General features: G+C 63.4%; 21 protein-coding genes. 9 read left to right on the forward strand and 12 right to left on the reverse strand.

The window, feature by feature from the left end:
• Window positions 1-25: 25 nt before the first annotated feature.
• Both K3163_RS07555 and K3163_RS07560 read right to left on the reverse strand, forming a co-directional pair.
• Complete coding sequence (locus tag K3163_RS07555; protein ID WP_221553681.1) at window positions 26-598, reverse strand: hypothetical protein; 573 nt, start codon at window positions 596-598, stop codon at window positions 26-28.
• Window positions 595-1,140, reverse strand: a complete 546-nt coding sequence (locus tag K3163_RS07560; RefSeq protein WP_221553682.1) for an RNA polymerase sigma factor — start codon at window positions 1,138-1,140, stop codon at window positions 595-597. The genes K3163_RS07555 and K3163_RS07560 overlap by 4 nt, the downstream gene beginning before the upstream one ends.
• An 89-nt stretch (window positions 1,141-1,229) precedes the next feature.
• On the opposite strand from K3163_RS07560, the gene K3163_RS07565 reads away from it, so the two are divergent.
• Window positions 1,230-2,450 carry a bifunctional alpha/beta hydrolase/OsmC family protein gene (locus K3163_RS07565; protein ID WP_221428484.1) on the forward strand — a complete coding sequence of 407 codons (1,221 nt, stop codon included), beginning with the start codon at window positions 1,230-1,232 and terminating at the stop codon, window positions 2,448-2,450.
• Between the two features lie 2 nt (window positions 2,451-2,452).
• Here K3163_RS07565 and K3163_RS07570 read toward each other — a convergent pair whose 3' ends face one another.
• From K3163_RS07570 to K3163_RS07580, 3 genes are all read right to left on the reverse strand, one after another.
• Window positions 2,453-2,824 (reverse strand): hypothetical protein, encoded by a 372-nt coding sequence (locus K3163_RS07570; protein WP_221553683.1) that lies wholly within the window; start codon window positions 2,822-2,824, stop codon window positions 2,453-2,455.
• Window positions 2,817-4,808 carry a DNA topoisomerase IV subunit B gene (parE, locus tag K3163_RS07575; protein ID WP_221428482.1) on the reverse strand — a complete coding sequence of 664 codons (1,992 nt, stop codon included), beginning with the start codon at window positions 4,806-4,808 and terminating at the stop codon, window positions 2,817-2,819. The genes K3163_RS07570 and parE overlap by 8 nt, the downstream gene beginning before the upstream one ends.
• Window positions 4,809-4,871: 63 nt before the next feature.
• On the reverse strand, window positions 4,872-6,017 hold the full coding sequence (locus tag K3163_RS07580) for a penicillin-binding protein activator (protein WP_221553684.1): 1,146 nt from the start codon (window positions 6,015-6,017) through the stop codon (window positions 4,872-4,874).
• 37 nt (window positions 6,018-6,054) lie between these two features.
• On the opposite strand from K3163_RS07580, the gene rsmI reads away from it, so the two are divergent.
• From rsmI to K3163_RS07600, 4 genes are read left to right on the forward strand one after another with little or no spacing between them, the layout of a single operon-like run.
• Window positions 6,055-6,909, forward strand: coding sequence for a 16S rRNA (cytidine(1402)-2'-O)-methyltransferase (gene rsmI, locus K3163_RS07585; protein WP_247710111.1), 855 nt, complete (start codon window positions 6,055-6,057; stop codon window positions 6,907-6,909).
• Window positions 6,906-7,256: a YraN family protein gene (locus K3163_RS07590; RefSeq protein ID WP_221553685.1), complete on the forward strand. Its 351-nt coding sequence runs from the start codon at window positions 6,906-6,908 to the stop codon at window positions 7,254-7,256. Before rsmI ends, K3163_RS07590 begins: the two co-directional genes overlap by 4 nt.
• A 10-nt stretch (window positions 7,257-7,266) precedes the next feature.
• Window positions 7,267-8,226, forward strand: a complete 960-nt coding sequence (gene gshB / locus K3163_RS07595; RefSeq protein WP_221553686.1) for a glutathione synthase — start codon at window positions 7,267-7,269, stop codon at window positions 8,224-8,226.
• A 2-nt stretch (window positions 8,227-8,228) separates the two neighbouring features.
• A complete protein-coding gene (locus K3163_RS07600; protein WP_221553687.1) occupies window positions 8,229-8,660 on the forward strand; it encodes a hypothetical protein in 432 nt (143 codons plus the stop codon).
• On the opposite strand, the gene K3163_RS07605 is transcribed toward K3163_RS07600, so the two are convergent.
• Window positions 8,657-9,556 (reverse strand): tyrosine recombinase XerC, encoded by a 900-nt coding sequence (locus tag K3163_RS07605; protein WP_221553688.1) that lies wholly within the window; start codon window positions 9,554-9,556, stop codon window positions 8,657-8,659. The two genes, K3163_RS07600 and K3163_RS07605, sit on opposite strands and share 4 nt — an antisense overlap.
• On the reverse strand, window positions 9,553-10,707 hold the full coding sequence (gene hemW / locus K3163_RS07610) for a radical SAM family heme chaperone HemW (protein WP_221553689.1): 1,155 nt from the start codon (window positions 10,705-10,707) through the stop codon (window positions 9,553-9,555). Before hemW ends, K3163_RS07605 begins: the two co-directional genes overlap by 4 nt.
• A 48-nt stretch (window positions 10,708-10,755) precedes the next feature.
• Between hemW and K3163_RS07615 the strand changes: the two genes are divergently transcribed.
• Complete coding sequence (locus K3163_RS07615) at window positions 10,756-11,322, forward strand: CAP domain-containing protein (RefSeq protein WP_221553690.1); 567 nt, start codon at window positions 10,756-10,758, stop codon at window positions 11,320-11,322.
• Here the strand turns inward: K3163_RS07615 and rdgB are convergent, their stop codons facing one another.
• Together rdgB and rph are read right to left on the reverse strand one after the other, a co-directional pair.
• Window positions 11,323-11,949 (reverse strand): RdgB/HAM1 family non-canonical purine NTP pyrophosphatase, encoded by a 627-nt coding sequence (gene rdgB / locus K3163_RS07620; RefSeq protein WP_221553691.1) that lies wholly within the window; start codon window positions 11,947-11,949, stop codon window positions 11,323-11,325.
• Entirely contained in the window at window positions 11,946-12,662 is a 717-nt protein-coding gene (gene rph / locus K3163_RS07625) for a ribonuclease PH (RefSeq protein WP_221428473.1), read from the reverse strand. The genes rdgB and rph overlap by 4 nt, the downstream gene beginning before the upstream one ends.
• Window positions 12,663-12,748: 86 nt before the next feature.
• Here rph and hrcA point away from each other — a divergent pair, with 86 nt between their 5' ends.
• From hrcA to K3163_RS07640, 3 genes are read left to right on the forward strand one after another with little or no spacing between them, the layout of a single operon-like run.
• Window positions 12,749-13,792 (forward strand): heat-inducible transcriptional repressor HrcA, encoded by a 1,044-nt coding sequence (hrcA, locus tag K3163_RS07630; RefSeq protein ID WP_221553692.1) that lies wholly within the window; start codon window positions 12,749-12,751, stop codon window positions 13,790-13,792.
• A gap of 12 nt (window positions 13,793-13,804) precedes the next feature.
• The gene (grpE, locus tag K3163_RS07635; protein ID WP_345719712.1) at window positions 13,805-14,410 is read left to right on the forward strand and encodes a nucleotide exchange factor GrpE; all 606 of its coding nucleotides are present in this window, start codon (window positions 13,805-13,807) and stop codon (window positions 14,408-14,410) included.
• A gap of 25 nt (window positions 14,411-14,435) precedes the next feature.
• Window positions 14,436-16,187 (forward strand): DUF885 domain-containing protein, encoded by a 1,752-nt coding sequence (locus K3163_RS07640; protein WP_221553693.1) that lies wholly within the window; start codon window positions 14,436-14,438, stop codon window positions 16,185-16,187.
• A 21-nt stretch (window positions 16,188-16,208) separates the two neighbouring features.
• On the opposite strand, the gene K3163_RS07645 is transcribed toward K3163_RS07640, so the two are convergent.
• The 3 genes from K3163_RS07645 to K3163_RS07655 all read right to left on the reverse strand — a co-directional run bounded on the left by K3163_RS07645 (window position 16,209) and on the right by K3163_RS07655 (window position 18,511).
• Entirely contained in the window at window positions 16,209-17,375 is a 1,167-nt protein-coding gene (locus K3163_RS07645; protein ID WP_221553694.1) for an indoleamine 2,3-dioxygenase, read from the reverse strand.
• A gap of 114 nt (window positions 17,376-17,489) precedes the next feature.
• Window positions 17,490-17,963, reverse strand: a complete 474-nt coding sequence (locus K3163_RS07650; protein ID WP_221554003.1) for a vgr related protein — start codon at window positions 17,961-17,963, stop codon at window positions 17,490-17,492.
• A 62-nt stretch (window positions 17,964-18,025) separates the two neighbouring features.
• Window positions 18,026-18,511, reverse strand: a complete 486-nt coding sequence (locus K3163_RS07655) for a copper chaperone PCu(A)C (protein WP_221553695.1) — start codon at window positions 18,509-18,511, stop codon at window positions 18,026-18,028.
• Between the last annotated feature and the right edge of the window lie 14 nt (window positions 18,512-18,525).

Consider the following 18,525-nt stretch of genomic DNA (forward strand, 5'->3'; position numbering starts at 1 on the left):
CAAGGGCGCTCCGGCACTCGATGTCTCAGGCGCGGTCGAGCGCACCGATTTCGCGGTCGATCTTCTTCGCGGCATAGAGGTTCAGCCAGCCCACGAAAACGAAGAACGCAGCGGTACCGGTGACCTTCAGCCAGACCCCGTCGATCGCTACGGTCCAGCCCTGGACCTCTGCAACCTTCGCGGTGACCACGAGGTAGAAGCCGAGCAGCCCGGGGACGAAGGGGGCGAGATACCACTTGGGCACACTGCGAAGCAGGTCGCGTTGACGGACGAGTTGTGCGCGCAGGTGTTCGCGGCAGCTCTGTTCGGGAACGCGTGGCTGTGCGCTGCCATCGCGATGAAGCTTCGCAATCACGAAGATCGCAGCGATCCCGATCGCGAGGCCCGCCGCGGCGAACAGCCATTCGCCGACAGAGGCGGCCATGACGGCCATCGCTCCGAACAGGACGATGACGAGACCGCCCGCAGCAAATTCGATCACGTTGCGGCGCCGGATTTTCTTCTCGAAGGCCGTGGCGCGTGCCTGACAGGCGCCCGGTTCGCTGAAGGAAGCGGCGGTGTTCTGCGAGGTCCAAAAGGAAAAGGGCTTGTCGGTCATCGGGCGGTCTCCTGATTGGGGGCGGGGGAGGGAGAGGTCTCGGCCTCGAACTCCGAAGCGAGGGCGGACTTGAGGCGGTGTATGCGGGTCGTGACGCTGCCGGAGGAAAGGCCGGTGACGTCGGCTATGTCCTTCCCGCTCTCGCCCTCGAGCCAGAGCAGCATGACCTGCGCGTCGAGCGTGGGTAGGCGGCGGATCATGCGCTGGGCGCGGGCAACGGCGTGGTTTTCAGCCGCAGACCGCTCGGCGTCGCCGGGTTCGGGAAGGTCCTCGATCTCGTCTAGAGCGAGGGGCGTCTTCCCTCGGCTCTCTCGCAGGCGGTGCTCCGCGGCCACGTTATGCGCCACCCGGTAAACCCAGGTCTTGAGAGCGCATTGCCCTTCGAAGCGCGCGAAACTGCGAAACAGCTCGCAATGAATGTCCTGTTCGAGATCGCGCGCTTTCTCGCCGTCATACTCCATGGCCCGCGCTAGGCGAGCAATGGCCGGGGCGAAAAGTTCGCCGGCTTCGCGATACAGATCGTGTTGATTTGCTACGGTCATGTATCCTTAGTCCGTCCCCGAGCGTATTTCTTACACACCGGGCCAAAAAAATCCCGTCACGATGGCTCAAGCCGACACAGGGAGCGACGATGCCGACCGAGAATATCTCCATAAAAACCGACGCCGGACACGAGCTGACAGGATCGCTCGAACTGCCCACCGGACTGGTTCGGGGCGCGGCGCTGTTCGCGCATTGCTTCACCTGCACGAAGAACAGCAAGGCGGCCGTCACCGTCGCTCGTGCGCTCGCGGGGGAAGGAATTGCGACGCTCCGCTTCGACTTCACCGGGCTCGGCGGAAGCGGAGGCGATTTCGGCCGCGCGGGATTCGCTGCCGACGTATCGGACCTTGTTGCGGCGGCGGAGGAATTGATCGATCGATTCTCGGCACCCATACTGCTCGTCGGTCACAGTTTGGGAGGCGCAGCGGTACTGGCTGCAGCGGACCAGATCGGCTTCGATCGGATCGCCGCCATCGCCACGCTGGGCGCACCTTCCGACGTGCCCCATGTGCTCCACAATATCGACGGCGATATCGAACAGATCCGCGAGCAGGGAGAAGGCGAGGTCAAAATCGGCGGCCGCGCGTTCACTCTCGGGCGCGAATTCATCGAGAAGGTGGAGAACACGGACCTGCTTGCCGAGGTCGCACGGCTGCGCAAGCCGCTCATGTTCCTCCATTCACCGACCGACGACATTGTCGGCATCGAACATGCAAGTGCCCTGTTTCAGGCCGCCAAGCATCCGAAGAGTTTCGTCAGCCTGGAGGGTGCCGACCACCTCCTCGTGCGCGAGGAAGATGCGCGGTTCGTCGCCAGCGTCATCGCCGGTTGGGCGCATCGCTACCTGCCGCTGCGCGACGACTGGCCGATGCCCGAGGAAGGCATCGTCGCCTGCACCGGCCACGGCAAGTTCGGGACCGAGGTCCACACCGTCAGCCACCGCTTTATTGCCGACGAACCGAAGAGCTATGGCGGCGACGATACGGGACCCACGCCATACGACCTGCTCAACGCGGCGCTCGGCACCTGCACGGCTATGACGATGAAGATGTACGCCGATCGCAAGGGCTGGCCGCTCGAAGGTGTGAGCGTGGAAGTCACGCATGAACGCGACCATGGCCACAAGTGCCACCATGTCGAGGCGATGGAGGAGGGCAAGCAGTTGCAGGCGCTCAACCGGGTAATCGCCATCCGCGGGGATCTCGATGAAGATCAGCGCACCCGCCTGATCGAGATCGCGGACAAGTGCCCTGTTCACCGCACGCTGGAAGGCGAACTCCACGTTCACACCAGCACGCGCGAGGATTGAGATCAGACCTGGATCACGAGCAGGGTTAAGCCGAGCGTGACGGCCAGAATCAGGAAGGTCGCGATCCGCCAACCCCTTGCGGAGTTCTGTATGCCGCTTTCCCACGCGTGAAAGCCGATCATCGCAGTCAGCAGCAATGCGGTACCGCCGAGGATTACCCGGGGCAATCCAAGGAGGCCTGCAAGCACGGCGAATAGCACGGGCTGGAGGATGATCTGCAGGATCAGCGCCCGGGTGAACCAGACGATCGGCACCGGGCGATAGGTGCTGTCGGGCACTTCCCAATCGGGCAGGGAGACGTCGGGCCGCGAGATGCGGCGATCGTCGTAGATGATGTCTTCCTCGCGCGGGTCGGGATAACGCCCGTCAGGCATCGATCATCTCGCGGTCGAATTCGCCCGCGTTGTTCTGGATGAAATTGAAGCGGTGTTCCGGGTTGCGGCCCATCAGCTGGTCGACCAGTTCCTTCACCACCGCGCGCTGTTCGAATTCGCTGGGCAGGGTGATGCGGATGAGACTGCGCGTTTCCGGGTCCATCGTGGTCTCCCGAAGCTGCTGCGGGTTCATCTCGCCGAGGCCCTTGAAGCGGCCAACCTCGACCTTCTTGCCCTTGAAGACCGTTTCTTCGAGCTCCTTGCGATGCTCGTCGTCGCGGGCGTAGCGGCTCTCCTTGCCCGCCGTCAGCTTGTAGAGCGGGGGCTGGGCGAGATAGAGGCGCCCGTCGCGAACGATCTCCGCCATCTCCTGGAAGAAGAATGTCATCAGCAGCGTTGCGATATGCGCGCCGTCGACGTCCGCGTCGGTCATGATGATGATGCGGTCGTAGCGCAGGTTTTCCGGATCGCAGTCCTTACGCGTCCCGCAGCCCATGGCGAGCGTGAGGTCGGCGATTTCGCTGTTCGCGCGGATCTTGTCGGCGGTTGCGCTGGCGACGTTGAGGATCTTGCCCCGGATCGGAAGGATTGCCTGCGTCTTGCGGTTGCGCGCTTGCTTGGCGCTGCCGCCTGCCGAATCGCCTTCGACGATGAAGAGTTCGGTCTCGCCGTCGCCCTCACCGGAACAGTCGGTCAGCTTGCCGGGCAGGCGCAGCTTCTTGGCGTTGGTCGCGGTCTTGCGCTTGATCTCGCGTTCCTGCTTGCGGCGCAGGCGCTCGTCCATCCGCTCCATCACCTGGCCCAGCAGCGCCTTGCCGCGGTCCATGTTGTCGGAGAGGAAATGGTCGAAGTGATCGCGAACTGCGTTCTCGACCAGTCGCGCGGCCTCTGGCGAGGTCAGGCGGTCCTTGGTCTGGCTCTGAAACTGCGGATCACGGATGAAGACGCTGAGCATGGTCTCTGCGCCCGACATGATATCGTCGGCGGTAAGATCCTTGGCTTTCTTCGTTCCGGTAAGCTCGCCGAATGCCCGCAAGCCCTTGGTCAAGGCTGCGCGCAGACCCTGCTCGTGCGTTCCGCCGTCAGGGGTTGGGACCGTGTTACAATACCAACTGGTCGAACCTTCGGAGTAGAGTGGCCAGGCGATAGCCCATTCTACGCTGCCCTGCTGCAGACCATCTTCGTTTTCCGGGAAGTCCTGCTTGCCTGCGAAGGGCTGCGCGGTGACGCATTCGCGCCCGCCGAGCTGTTCGGTCAGGTGATCTGCCAAGCCTCCCGGGAACTTGAATACAGCTTCCGCAGGCACGTCCTCCGACGCCAGCGCGTCCGCGCATTTCCAGCGGATTTCGACGCCAGCGAAGAGATAGGCCTTCGAGCGGGCGAGCTTGAACAGGCGCTTGGGATTGAACTTGCGGTCGCCGAAAATCTCGGTGTCGGGCACGAAGGTGACCGTGGTTCCGCGCCGGTTCGGGGTCGATCCGATCTCCTCGATCTTGCCCTTCGGGGCCCCCTTGGAAAATTCCTGCGCGTACAGCGTCTTGTCGCGGGCTACCTCGACGCGCGTGTAGTCCGACAGCGCGTTGACCACGCTGACGCCCACGCCGTGCAGGCCGCCGCTGGTGGCATAAGCCTTGCCCGAGAACTTGCCGCCCGAGTGCAGCGTGGTGAGGATCACCTCGAGCGTCGACTTGCCCGGATACTTAGGGTGCTCGCCCACGGGAATGCCGCGCCCGTTGTCCGAAATCGTGACGCGATTGCCTTCCTCGAGTCGCATCTCGATACGGCTCGCATGGCCTGCAACCGCCTCGTCCATCGCGTTGTCGAGAACTTCGGCTACGAGGTGATGCAGCGCTCGGTCATCGGTGCCGCCGATGTACATGCCGGGACGGCGACGTACGGGCTCGAGGCCCTCGAGGACCTCGATCGAGGAAGCGTCATAGTCGCCGGAAGATGTCGGCGTGTTTTCGAACAGATCGTCGGACATGGTTGCAAGCTATATCGCGTGCAAATTCCCGCGCACAAGGAGGCGCGTGACGTTATCCGCCTGTCAGAAGCCTACCGGTGCAGCCGATACGACCGAAACGTCCCCGCTCTGCACTTCGCGCACTTCCATCGCGCGCTCGACGACGCCATTGCGCTGGAAACGGAACGGACCGTCCATGCCGTCGAAGCCGCCTGCCTGGTAAAGCAGGTTCACGGGAAAATCGCGGCCTACGCCCCAGTCGCGCGTCGCGCGCAGGGTCAGCAGGACGGCATCGTAGCCAAGCGTGGCGACGCGGTAGGGCTGGCCGCCGAAGCGCTCTTCATAGCTGTTGACGAACCCGCCGTAGCGACTGTCGGTTACGGCGGAGAAAAGCGCGCCCCTCAGCGAGGACGACCGCAGGACGGCGCTATCGCCGCTCCAGCGTTCGGTGCCGAGGATCTGGAGACCATCGGAGTTGACCGCCCCGGCGCCCCGGATCGAGTTGCTGCCTCCGTCGGCGATGAGCACGGTGTCGAAACCGCCGCGCTGCTTCAGCCGCCCGGCAGCGCTGACCACGGAGGTGTTGGTTCGCGCATAGCGTTCGCCGGTCACATAGCGTCCGCCATATTCCGTAAGCGCATTGCGGAGAGCTGCCTCGGCGCGGTTGCCGTAGTCACCGTCGGGCGCGAGGATCGCGAAATCGCGCGAACCCTGGCTACGTGCATACTGCACGCTGCGCGCGATCGACTGTTCGGGAATGTGACCCATCACGAAAACACCGGGGCCGGCAATCGTCGTGTCGTTCGAGAAGCTGATGATCGGGACTGCGGTGCCCTCTGTCTCGGCGCGGACCGAGACGACATTGCTGCCGAGCAGCGGGCCGAGGATCAGCTTGTTGCCGTCTGCCAGAGCGCGACGTGCCGCCGATTGCGGGCCCTGCGCGGTGTCATAGGTGGTGATGCGCAGGTTGTCGGCACCGGTGTCGAGAATCGCCATGGTCGTCGCATTGGCGATCGACTGGCCGACTTCGCCGTTCTGGCCCGAAAGGGGAACGAGCAGGGCGACGCGGTGGCGGGCTTCGTCTTCGGGGAGGGCGGTCGCGCTCGGCTCCGGCGTGGGCGTACCTGAAGTCGGGGTATCCGCCGTCTTCGGGATGATGGAACAACCCGACAGCAGGACTGCGCCTGCAGCCACCATTACATTACGCCGGTTTACAAATCCGCTCTTCATCTTGCCGCGTCCCTCATTGGTAGTTCATGGAAGGAAGGTGAGCGACAAAGCGCCTTCCCTTTCGGACCGCCTTACACCCGGTCTTTATCTTGTCGCCACCCCTATCGGGAATCTCGGCGATATTACGTTTCGGGCCGCCGATATCCTGAAACGCTGCGACGGCGTAGCTTGCGAAGACACGCGGGTTACTGGCAAGTTGCTGAAGCATCTCGGCATTTCCAAGCCCATGTGGCGGTACGATGACCATAGCGAACATCGTGACCGCCAGCGGCTCGTCGATTCGATGCGAGAAAAGGCCGTGGCGCTGGTGACCGATGCGGGAACGCCGATGATTTCCGATCCCGGCTATCGCCTCGTCAACGATTGCCGCCTCGAGGGCATCCCGGTGACGAGCCTTCCCGGAGCTTGTGCAGCCATCGTCGGTCTGACCCTCTCGGGCCTTCCCAACGACCGTTTCCTCTTCGCAGGTTTCCTGCCCGCGAAGGACAAGGCGCGGCGCGAGACGCTTGAAGAGCTTGCGCCGATCGATGCGACGCTGATCTTTTATGAGACCGGGCCCCGCCTGCTGAAGTCCCTCGTCGCGCTCGGGCAGGTAATGCCCGAACGAGAGATCGCGGTCGCGCGCGAACTCACCAAACTGCACGAGGAGTGTCGCCGTGGCCTCTCCGACGGATTGCTGGCCTATTACGAGGCCAACCCGCCCAAGGGAGAGATCGTCCTGCTGGTCGGCCCACCGGCAGAAGAGGTGCCCAGCGATGCGGATGCCGAGGCCATGCTGCGCGAGGCACTGGCCACGATGAAGACGAGCCAGGCCGCCGCGCATGTCGCGAAGGCGACCGGTCTCGACCGAAAGACGCTTTATGCCCGCGCGATGGAGATCAAGGCCGAATGAAGCGCCAGCTTGCCGAGCGCAGCGGCCGCGGCGGTGAACGTCGTGCCGCTTTCTGGCTTCGCGCCAAGGGCTGGCAGATACTCGACGAGCGGGTGAAGACCCCTGTGGGAGAGATCGACCTCGTGGCGAAGCGCGGCAAGCTGGTGGCTTTCGTCGAGGTCAAATGGCGCCGCAAACGTGAGGAACTCGATCACGCGATCGATCAGCATCGTCTTTCGCGGGTCGCAGCAGCCGCTGAAGCGGTTGCTCATCGCTATGCCGGGGAGGGCGAGGACATCCGCGTGGACGTGATCCTCCTTGCACCCGGCGCGTTCCCTCGCCACATCGCCAATGCCTGGCAACCCTGAAGGAATATCCATGCCGATACGCGTCGCCGTCCAGATGGACCCGCTCGAAAGCATCAAGATCGCGGGCGACAGTTCTTTTGCCCTGATGCTCTCTGCGCAGGAGCGGGGTCACGAAGTCTGGCACTATGACGTCGGCAGCATCGCCTGGGAAAGCGACGGGACGCCCTCCGGCAAGATCACCGCTCACGCCGCTCCTGTAACCGTGCAGCGCGTGGAAGGCGACCACTTCACCGCCGGCGAGCGCCGCAGGATCGACCTTGCGAAAGACATCGACGTGATCCTGATGCGGCAGGACCCGCCGTTCCACCTCGGATACATCAGCGCCGCTTTCCTGCTCGACCGCCTGAAGGGCACGACGCTGGTCGTGAACGACCCGCGTGAAGTCGTGAACGCACCGGAAAAGATGTTCGTCCTCGATTATTCGCGTTTCATGCCGCCCACGATGATCGCGCGACATCTCGACGACCTGCGCGCCTTCCAGCGCAAGCACGGTTCGGTCGTTATCAAGCCGCTCCACGGCAATGGCGGCAAGGCCATCTTCCGGCTCGACGAAAAGGGCACCAACCTCTCGGCGCTGAGCGAGGTTTTTGACCAGACCTGGCCAGAGCCGCACATGATCCAGCCATTCCTTCCCGAGGTCGCCGAGGGGGACAAGCGGATCGTGCTGGTCGACGGGGAATTTGCAGGCGCAATCAACCGTTTCCCGGGCGAAGGTGAGTTTCGTTCGAATCTCGCGCAGGGCGGCTATGCCGAGGCGGCGACGCTCACCGATCGAGAGCAGGAAATTTGCGAAGCGATGGGGCCCGAGCTCAAGCGTCGTGGCCTTGTTTTCGTCGGTATCGACGTCATCGGCGGCAAGTGGCTCACCGAGATCAATGTCACCTCGCCCACCGGAATCGTGGCAATCGACAAGTTCAACGGAACCGACACACCAGGGCGCATCTGGGACGCTATCGAGAGCAAGCTGTAACCATGGACAACGGATTCACCCGCGCGCTCGCGCTGCTCGCCTGCATCGGCTTCCTCGCCTTCGGTATCATCCGTATCGGCGTCGGAGGCGGGTTGCTCGCCCAGTCCATGGGCATGGTCCAATATTCTGAGTTCGCTTCGGCAATTGCCGACACCAGCGAGTTTCTCGCGATGAGTTCCGAGCGAAGCCTCTTCGCGTTCAGCGTACAGGGTTATCTCGCCTATATCGTGGCGATGGGTGTCGTCGTGACGATCGGGGCAATCGGGGCGCTCCGCCGGAAGAGCTGGGGCGTGAAGCTGATCGCGCTGTATCTTGCGATGCACGCAGCGCTCTTCGCCAATTACCTGACGATCAATCCGAAGATCTGGTACCTCGTGGCCGGCATTGTCCTGTGCGCTCTGATTGCCGCGGTCAGGAAGCCCAAGCCAGCCTAGTCTTCGCGCTCTCGCGGGTGGGCATTGCGATAGGTGTCGAGCAGGCTCGCTGCATCGACTTTCGTGTAGATTTGTGTCGACCCCAGGCTCGCATGGCCGAGCAGTTCCTGCAGGCTACGCAGGTCGGCTCCTGCCCCCAGCAGATGCGTTGCAAAACTGTGGCGCAAGGCGTGGGGGGTGGCGGTATCGGGGAGGCCCAGCGCCCGCCGGGCGCGTGCGGTCGCTTTCTGAACCACCCCTTGTGAGAGCGGCCCGCCCTTGGCCCCCCGAAATAGCGGATCCTGCGGTCCGAACGGCCAGGGCGACTTGCGCACATAGTCGTCAAGCGCTTCGCGTATCAGCGGGACGATGGGCACGACCCTCTGCTTGTTGCCCTTGCCGGTGACGGTCAGCGTCTCGCCAAGAGGCAATACGCTTCCGGTAAGCGACAGCGCTTCCGAAATGCGCATGCCGGCACCGTATAGCAGCAGCAGAACGGCGCGATCGCGTGCGCCGATCCAGCCGTCCGCCGCGAGCGCCTCGACGGTCTCGGCAAGCCCCATGGCGTCATCCGGAGAGACGGGGCGGGGAAGCCCCTTCTTCAACCGCGGCCCGCGAAGCCGCGGCGGTTCGGTGACTTCGTGTCCGGCCTGTACCTTGGCAAAGCTGATGAACCCCTTGAGCGCCGAGAGCTCGCGCGCTGCCGATGCGTTGGTCAGACCGTCGGCCCGCCGTGCGGCTAGATGTGTGCGCAACTTGCCGGCCGGAAGGATCGCTACCGCGTCGAATGTCTCGAGGTCCAGCCGGGTCAGTAGGCGCTCGGCCGCCTTGTGATAGGCGCGCACCGTATGCGGCGAACGCCTGAGGCCGAGCGAGAGGTGATCGTGCCAAGCCTGGAGGATATCGGCGCGGCTCAACTGCTCACCAGTTCTGCGGGCACGAGTTCGCCGAGCAGCGCGTCGAGCAAGGGCATACCCGCATCGGTGACGCCGAAGCGCTCGCCATCCTGCCACGTGAGGCCGAGCCCGCAGTAGAGGTCGCGTTTTTTCGCGTCCACGAGCTGCCCGGAGGGGATATCGAACCTGCGGGCTATGCCGCTCAGATCGACGCCTTCTGTCAGCCGAAGGCCCATGAGCAAGGCTTCCGAGGCCTGTTCGCGTCTGCCAAGTTGACGCGCTTCGACGATACCGTCTCCCTGTTTCGCAACAGCGGTGAGGAAGTTCTCGGGCTTCTTGTGCCGCAGGGTCGCAATCCCGTCACGCCGTCCATGCGCCCCCGGACCGATGCCGTGGTAATCGAGATAGCGCCAGTAGGTCAGGTTGTGCCTGCTCTCCTCGCCGGGACGGGCATAATTGCTGATCTCGTAAGCAGGCAGGCCTGCGGCGGCTGTCATTTCGCGGGTGAGGGCAAAGAGATCGGCGGCCGGATCGTCCTCGAGCGGGTCGAACACGCCGCGCCTCACATCGGTTGCGAAGCGCGTCGTCGGTTCGATCGTCAACTGGTAGAGCGACATGTGCGAGGTGCCGAGCGTCAGCGCCTCGGAAAGTTCCTGGCGCCAATCCTCGGGCGTCTGGTCCGGGCGAGCGTAGATCAAGTCGATCGAGACACGTGCGAAATGCTTCTGCGCAATTGCAACCGCGTCGAGGGCCTCTTGCGCTCCGTGAAGGCGACCGAGAAACTTGAGCACATCGTCGCGCAGGCTCTGCACGCCAAGCGACACGCGATTGATACCCGCGCTCGCAAGATCGGCGAAGTTCGCCGCTTCGACCGATGAGGGATTGCCCTCCAGCGTGATCTCGATGCCGGGTGCAAATCCCCAGAGCCGCTCAGCCTCGTTCAACAGTGACGCCACGAGGGCAGGCGGCATCAGCGATGGCGTTCCGCCACCGAAGAAGATGCTGGCGAGCGGCTCATGGCTGTGCGCAGCCGCGTGTTCGGCGCCCATGTCGGCAAGCAACGCAGCCTCCCACGCGGACATGTCGGTTCGCTCGCGGACATGGCTGTTGAAGTCGCAATAGGGGCATTTCGCGAGACAGAATGGCCAGTGGATGTAAAGCGATCGCGCCAAGGTCTGCCTTCACGTCAAATTAAGCGGGAGGTTGTTCTATAGCGATGCATGGACGGGTCGAAAATCATCATCGCTGCGCTGGCCGGAATGGCTGCGCTCTCTGCCACGGGTGTGGCCGTTTCCGCAAGCGCGCGAGACAGCGGCGCCGAGCGGGCATATTACGACAATCGCATGAACGACCGGCTCGCGGTTCGCCTCCTCGACGCGCATAATCGCGAGCGGGAAAGCCTCGGCTTGCCGCGGCTCAAGTGGAACCGCGCACTTGAGCGCGAAGCCGGGGAATGGGGCCGGGAACTCGCACGCAAGGGCAGGCTCGAACATGCCGACAACAAGCGCCGCAACGGCACCGGCGAGAACCTGTGGATGGGCAGCGCCGGTCAATGGGACGTTCTGAGCGGCCTCCAGATGATGATCGACGAGAAGCGTATGTACCGGCACGGCGATTTCCCCGAGATATCGACCACGGGAAAATGGGCAGACGTCGCGCACTACACCCAGATCGTCTGGCGCGACACGCAGGAGGTCGGTTGCTCGGTCGTCACCGACAGGGGCTGGGACGTTCTGGTCTGCCGCTATTGGCCCTCAGGCAACGTCTGGGGCCAGAAAGCCTACTGATCAACCGAACTGTTTGGCGGTGAGCTTTGCGAAGGCATCGGCCCGGTGGCTGATGGCGTGCTTCTCTTCGGGATCGATCTCCGCAAAGGTCTGCTCGCGGCCCTTGGGCACGAAGACGGGATCATAGCCGAAGCCCATTTCGCCGCGCGGAGGCCAGGTCAGTGTCCCGGGAGCGGTACCTTCGTAAACCGCCTGCTCTCCATCGGGCCAGGCGATCGCAAGCACGCAATGGAAGGCGCAGGAGCGGTCGACATCCGCGCCCTTCTGCTGGAGCATTCCCTCGACCTTGCCCATGGCCATGTACCAGTCGCGGCCCGGATCGCCTTCGAACCACTGCCGTTCGGCCCAGTCCGCCGTATAGACACCCGGGCGGCCATCCAGCGCATCGACGGAAAGGCCGCTGTCGTCGGCGAGGGCAGGGAGGCCCGAAGCCTCCGCCGCCGCCCGTGCCTTGATGAGGGCGTTTTCGACGAAGGTCGTGCCCGTTTCCGCCGGTTCGGGCAGGCCCAGCGAGCCTGCGGAGATGCACTTGACGCCATGAGGGGCGAGCAGCGCGGAAATCTCCTTGAGCTTGCCTTCGTTGTGCGTGGCGATCACGAGGCTGCCCGAACCGATGCGGCGTGTCATGCGCGGGTCGCCTCGTCCTGTGCGCGGAAGATGTCCGCACAGCCCATCTGCGCGAGGCGCAGGAGGCGCAGGAACGCTTCCTCGTCATAGGGGGCACCTTCGGCCGTGGCCTGTGCCTCGGCGATCTTGCCGCCTTCGATCAGCACGAAGTTGGCATCTGCATCGGCATTGCTGTCCTCGGGATAGTCGAGGTCGAGTACCGGAGTGCCGTTGTAGATGCCGCAGGAAATCGCCGCGACTTTTGCAGTGATAGGATCCTCGACAATGTCGCCCGATTTCATCAGGCCGTTAACCGCGAGGCGCAGCGCGACCCAGGCGCCCGAAATCGAGGCGGTGCGCGTGCCGCCATCTGCCTGAATGACGTCGCAATCGAGCGTGATCTGGCGTTCGCCGAGCTTCTTCATATCTACGACAGCGCGCAAACTACGTCCGATAAGGCGCTGGATTTCCTGAGTTCGTCCGCTCTGCTTGCCCTTGGCCGCTTCGCGCTGGCCGCGGGTGTGCGTCGCACGCGGAAGCATCGAGTATTCGCCGGTGACCCAGCCTTCGCCCTTGCCGCGCAGCCACGGCGGAATGCGTTCTTCCACGCTGGCGGTGCACAGGACGCGGGTCTCTCCGAAGCTGATCAGGCAGCTGCCTTCGGCGTGCTTCGTGTAACCGGTCTCGATGGTGATGGCGCGCATTTCGTCGGGCGCGCGTCCTGAAGGTCGCATCAATGTCTCCAATGCAGTCGAATCTCTGGTGAGCGGATTAGGACCAAGCCCCTTGAGGCCGCAAGGGGAGTGGTTAGATAGGACACATGAATTCCCCGCCGCTCACCGATTTGTCCGACCGCGCACGCGAGATATTCCGCCTCGTGGTGGAAGGTTATCTCGAAAGCGGCTCTCCGGTGGGTTCGAAAGCGCTTGCGGGCGAGGGCGGGGTAAACCTCTCGCCTGCCTCGATCCGTTCCGTCCTCGCGGAGCTGGAACAACGCGGCCTCTTGGCCGCACCGCATACGAGCGCCGGGCGCATGCCGACTGACAGCGGGCTGCGCCTTTTTGTCGACGCGATGATGCAGGTCGCAGAGCCCACCGCGCAGGAGCGTGCGGCGATCGAACAGAGGATCGGCGAGCCCGGACCGATCGAACGCGCGCTCGAGCAGACCAGCGCCTTGCTCTCCGATCTTTCGGGTGCAGCCGGCATGGTCATGGTTCCGCGCCGCGAGCCACGCCTTGCGCAGGTCTCACTGACCGCTCTCGATGCAAATCGCGTGCTGGCGGTGCTCGTGGGCGAAGACGGCAATGTCGAAAACCGCATCCTCGCGCTTCCTGCAGAGGCTCTTGGGACCTCGCTCGAACAGGCGAGCAATTTCCTTACCGCCAAGGCCGAGGGCCGCACACTGGCCGAGGCAGCCCGACTGGTTGAACAGGAGATCGCCAGCGGTCGAAGCGCACTGGACGAGGCCAGTCGTGATCTCGTGGCTCGCGGGCTTGCGACCTGGACGGAGGATGCGTCCAACCGGCCCGTCCTGATCGTTCGCGGTCAGGCGAATCTCCTCGACGAGACTGCGCTGTCGGATATCGAGCGCGTCCGTTCGCTCCTCGACGACCTCGAAAACAAGCAATCGGTCTCCAGCCTGCTCGAAAGCGCACGCGAGGCCGAAGCCATGCGGATTTTCATCGGTAGCGAGAACCGTCTCTTCTCGCTTTCGGGCTCTTCGGTCATCGCCTCCCCCTATCGCGATCGCGAGGGGAAGGTGGTCGGCGTGCTGGGTGTGATCGGCCCGACTCGGTTGAATTACGCGCGTGTCGTCCCCATGGTGGACTTCACGGCCCGCTCCTTGGGCAAACGAATTGGATGACAGGGTTTTTCAGTGAACGACGATAAGATGAAAGAACCGCAGGACAACGCGGTCGATGAAGAAGTAGCGCGCGAGATGGAAGGCGTGCCCGAGCACCTGCGTGACGATGGCGGCGAGGACGAAGCCGGTAACGCGGACGATGCTCTCGAACAGGCTCTCGAAAGCCTGCGCGGCGATCTCGAAGCGGCCAAGCAGGATGCGCTCTATGCCCGCGCCGAGACCCAGAACGTGCGCCGCCGCATGGAGAAGGACGTGCAGGATGCGCGCAACTATGCCGCGACCGGATTTGCACGCGACATCCTCAGCGTTGCCGACAACCTTGGCCGGGCGCTTGATGCGATCCCCGCCGAACAGCGCGAGGATGAGAAACTCAAGGGCTTCATCGCCGGTATCGAGGCCACGCAGCGCGAGCTGGAAAAGGTCTTCAACCAGAACGGCATCACGCGCATCGCTGCCAAGGGCATGCCGCTCGATCCGAACCAGCACCAGGCGATGATGGAAATCCCGACCGAGGATGCAGAACCCGGCACCATCGTGCAGGAAATGCAGGCTGGCTACATGATCAAGGATCGCCTGCTGCGCCCGGCCATGGTCGGCGTGGCGAAGAAGCCGGATTGATAATCGACCGTTTGGGAGAGGAACGATGAGGACAGCCATTCTCGGAGCGGCGGTCCTCGCCGCCTCTGCGTTCGCAATGCCCCTGTCTGCGCAGGAGAGCGCAGACGAGAAGCTGGCGGCGCTCGGTGACAGTTACCAGGACTACCAGCTCGCCCAATACGGCTTTGTCGAGGGCGAGAGTGGCGGAACGCGGCAGGGCGACAGGCTCTGGTCGGTGACGCCCCAGGCCGAGCGTGCCCGTGCCGCCCGCTACGCGCAGTTCCTGGAGCAGCTATCTGCGCTAGAGCAGGAAGGCCTTTCCGACGCTGCGACCACCGATGCGCTCGTCCTTCGTACCCTGCTAGAGAGCAATATCGGCGATGTCCGCTTTGCCGAGTGGGAGATGCCCTTCAACAGCGACAGCAACTTTTGGTCCTACCTCGCGGGCAGTCGCGGTTTCGGCAGCATCGAGGACTACGAGAACTACATCGGCCGGATGAACGATATCCCGCGCTATTTCGCGGAGCATACCGCCAACGCGCGTGCCGGACTTGATCGCGGCTTCTCGGTTCCTCGAGTGACCCTTGAAGGCCGCGACGTTTCGATCGCTTCTTACGTCGTCGACGATCCTGAGAAGAGCCCGTTCTGGCGGCCTTTCGCGGATATGCCGGAGAGCATTCCGGCCGAGGATCGAGATCGCCTGAAAGCCGCAGGACGGGCCGCAATTCGCGACAGCGTGACGCCGGCCTATGCCGACTGGCTCGCCTTTTTCCGGGGCGAGTACATGACCCGCGCCCGCACCAGCCTCGGGGCGAGCGAGTTTCCCGAAGGCGCCGATTATTATGCGCAGCAGATCCGCCAGTATACCACGCTCGACCTGAGCGCGGAGGAGATCCACCAGATCGGCCTCGACGAGGTCGCGCGCATTACGGCTGAGATGGAGAAGGCCAAGGCCGACGCAGGCTTCGATGGCACTCTGGAAGAGTTCATCGCCTTTCTGCGCACCGATCCGCAATTCGTCGCCGATACGCCGGACGAGCTGATGGGTGTGGCTGCCTACACCGCCAAGCGCGTTGACGATAAGCTGGGCGAGTATTTCGGTTTCCTGCCGCGCTATCGCCATGGCATACGCCCGGTCGATCCCGCGATCGCGCCGTTCTATACTGCGGGCAGGGGCGGGCTCGAATACTGCCAGATCAACACGCACGATCTGCCGTCGCGTCCGGTTTACAACATTCCCGCGCTGACCATGCACGAGTGTGCGCCCGGCCACTCCTTCCAGGCAGCCATCGCACTCGAGCGTGAAGCTGCTCCGCGCTTCCGTCGCCAGACCTATTTCTCCGGCTTCGGCGAGGGATGGGGGCTCTATACCGAGTATCTCGGCAACGAGATGGGCATCTACCGCAATCCCTACGAGCGTTTCGGCCAGCTATCATACGAGATGTGGCGCGCCGCGCGGCTCGTGATCGACACCGGCCTCCACCATTATGGCTGGACCCGCGAACAGGCGGTCGATTACCTGTCCAGTCACACGGCACTGTCAGACCGCGAAGTAGGGACGGAGATCGATCGCTACATCAGCTGGCCGGGTCAGGCGCTGGCCTACAAGCTGGGCGAGATGACCTTGCGGCGTCTTCGTGCGAAAGCCGAGGCCGAGCTTGGCGATGACTTCGACATCCGCAAGTTCCACGATGTCGTTCTTTCGCTTGGGTCGGTACCGCTGCCCGCGCTCGAAGAGCGGATCGATGCTTTCATCGTGGATGGCGGGCAAGGCCTGCCCGGAGTGACCTACGATTAGGCCACCCCGGACCGGCTGAAATCAGGAAACGACCTGCGCGCGGTTCTCGTCGCGGTGCTTCTTGAGGTACTTCATGAAGGGCGTGCCACCCGTACCGACATCGGGATCGTTGCCGGCAATCGAGCCCGCCTGCTTGTTGATGTAGCTCGCGGCATATTCAAGGTGCCGCGTACGGAAGCGCGCCGACTGTTCGAGGCAGGCATTGAACGCATCCTTGAGCTCACGATTGTCGCTAGCGCTCACGAAATCGCGGAGCGTCGAATGCTTGGCGAGATCTTCGATGAAGCGGCGGTGCTCGACCGGGCGATAGTGGTGCAACTCGTCGAGGAAGTTCTTGAGCGGATCATCGCTATGACCGACCTGGAAGAGCGCATCCATCGCCGGGACGATCGATGACTGCGAACCGGTCTGGCCTCGGAATGCCTGCGGCTTGCCTTCGAACTTGTCGATGCCTTCGTAGACGAGACCGCCGCCCTCGAGCGCAGGGTTGTTCGCCCAGCCATGGATGTAGGGGCGTACGCGGTGGAAGTAGATGTACGGATCGCACTGCTCGGGCATCCGCGCGAAGTGGCCGTAGATACGCTCCCACGCCTCGTCCATTTCAATCAGGAGGCGCGTTGCTTCAGCCTCGTCACCTTCCTTGGCGATCGTGACCAGCTTTGCGGCATTGTCGAGCAGGACGCCGGCTTCGGCTTCGATGGCGACGTGGACCAGCACGAACCAGTTCTCGTCCGCACCACCCATGAAGTTCTGGTGCATCACCACATTGTCGAGGCTGATCGGCCCCGACTTGTCGAGCCGGTACCAGTTGTCGAGCACATAGCCCGAGTACGGTAGCAAGGGTGCCTGGCCGAGGCGGTCTGCAAGGGCGCACATCGGCCGACCGAGATTTGCGGGAAGGTGCTGGGGCGGGTCTGCTTCACCCCAGACATATGCCTGCACGATGAAGGAGTAATGCACCATCGCGGTGCGGACTTCTTCCTCGGGGGCGTCCTTGACCCATGTCTCGATGCCCGGATCGGGCAACTGGTCGAGGAAGTGACGGACGCGGCCGGTGGTCAAAAGTCCTGAGAGGATGCCGGCGGCCTTCGTGATCGGTTCGAAGGTCTCGGGAAGCGTGATCTCGTCGATCTCGTAATGCGAAAGGTAGCCGCGCTCGCGGCTCATACCGTAGTCTTTAAGCTCCATTGTGATGACTCATCGCCGGTCGCGGGTTGGGCCGACCGGTCAATGCCTGCATTCGTATCCAATGAAACCGGTTTGCTCAAATGGGGGCGGTGGAAAACTGAGGATACCGCAGCGTCAGCGACTGGCGCCGGGGAACTTCACCAAAAGATCGTAGGCAGCTGGATCGGAAACTCCCGCGATCTTCACACCCTTGCGAAGCCAGAATGCGTGTTTCACGATCTCGGCCTGCTGCTCGATGCCGTATCGCTCGAGCGACCAGCCCGGCTTGAGGGAATAGTCATAGCGTGCCCACGGCATTCGGTGGGTGACCAGATACCAGTTGCCCTTCGTCTGCGTCTGCCAGACGTGGACGAGCTCGTGAATCAGCAGCCCCTGCCGGATCACGCTCTCCTTCGAGAAATCGTCGCAGTAGTTTTCCGAGTTGGGATGGAAGTGGAGGTGGCCGCGCGGGGCCATGGTGATCCGGCGGGGCTGGAACGGAAACCATTTCCTCCGCCGGATCGTGACCTTCCCATAATCGATCGCGTCACCGAAGACGGTGCGCGCGAGCGTGATTTCACCCGGGGTCAGGGGCCGGTCGCCGCCCACCGGACATGCCGGTGGCACGGCCTTATCGTGGCTTTCGACCCCGAGTGTATCGCGCAAATCGTTCAGCGATCATCCCCCGCGGCCTGCGCGGTCGCTTCGAAAGAATGGCGCCTGCCACCGGCTGCGATCAGCGTCACCTTCGTGGTGTCGCCTTCGGCAAAGCCTTCGGCCAGGTCGAAGGCCATGACGTGCTTTCCGCCGGGCGCGAACGAAACCGAGCCTCCGCTTTCCACCATGACCGGGGGTGCTTCACCCATGACCATTTCGCCGTCCCACTCCATCATGTCGTGGACTTCTGCGCGGGCAGCCTGTTCGACTTCGGCACCACGGAAGGCGAGGTTGCGGTCGCTGTTGTTGGCGAGTTCGAAATAGACGGCTGCCGGGTTCCCCGCGACGGGCGGGAGCATCAGGCGAGCATCGGAAATCTCGACGCCCTCGATGGTATCTTCGACTGCGACCTCTACGGGTTCTTCCGCTTCGCCCCCGCATGCAGCAAGGCCCAGCGAGGTACCTGCGAGCAAGATGGCAGCGTAAATCGGCTTCTTCATTGGAATTTTCCCCT

Source organism: Qipengyuania xiapuensis, from assembly GCF_019711395.1.
In the GTDB taxonomy this organism is placed as follows: domain Bacteria; phylum Pseudomonadota; class Alphaproteobacteria; order Sphingomonadales; family Sphingomonadaceae; genus Qipengyuania; species Qipengyuania xiapuensis.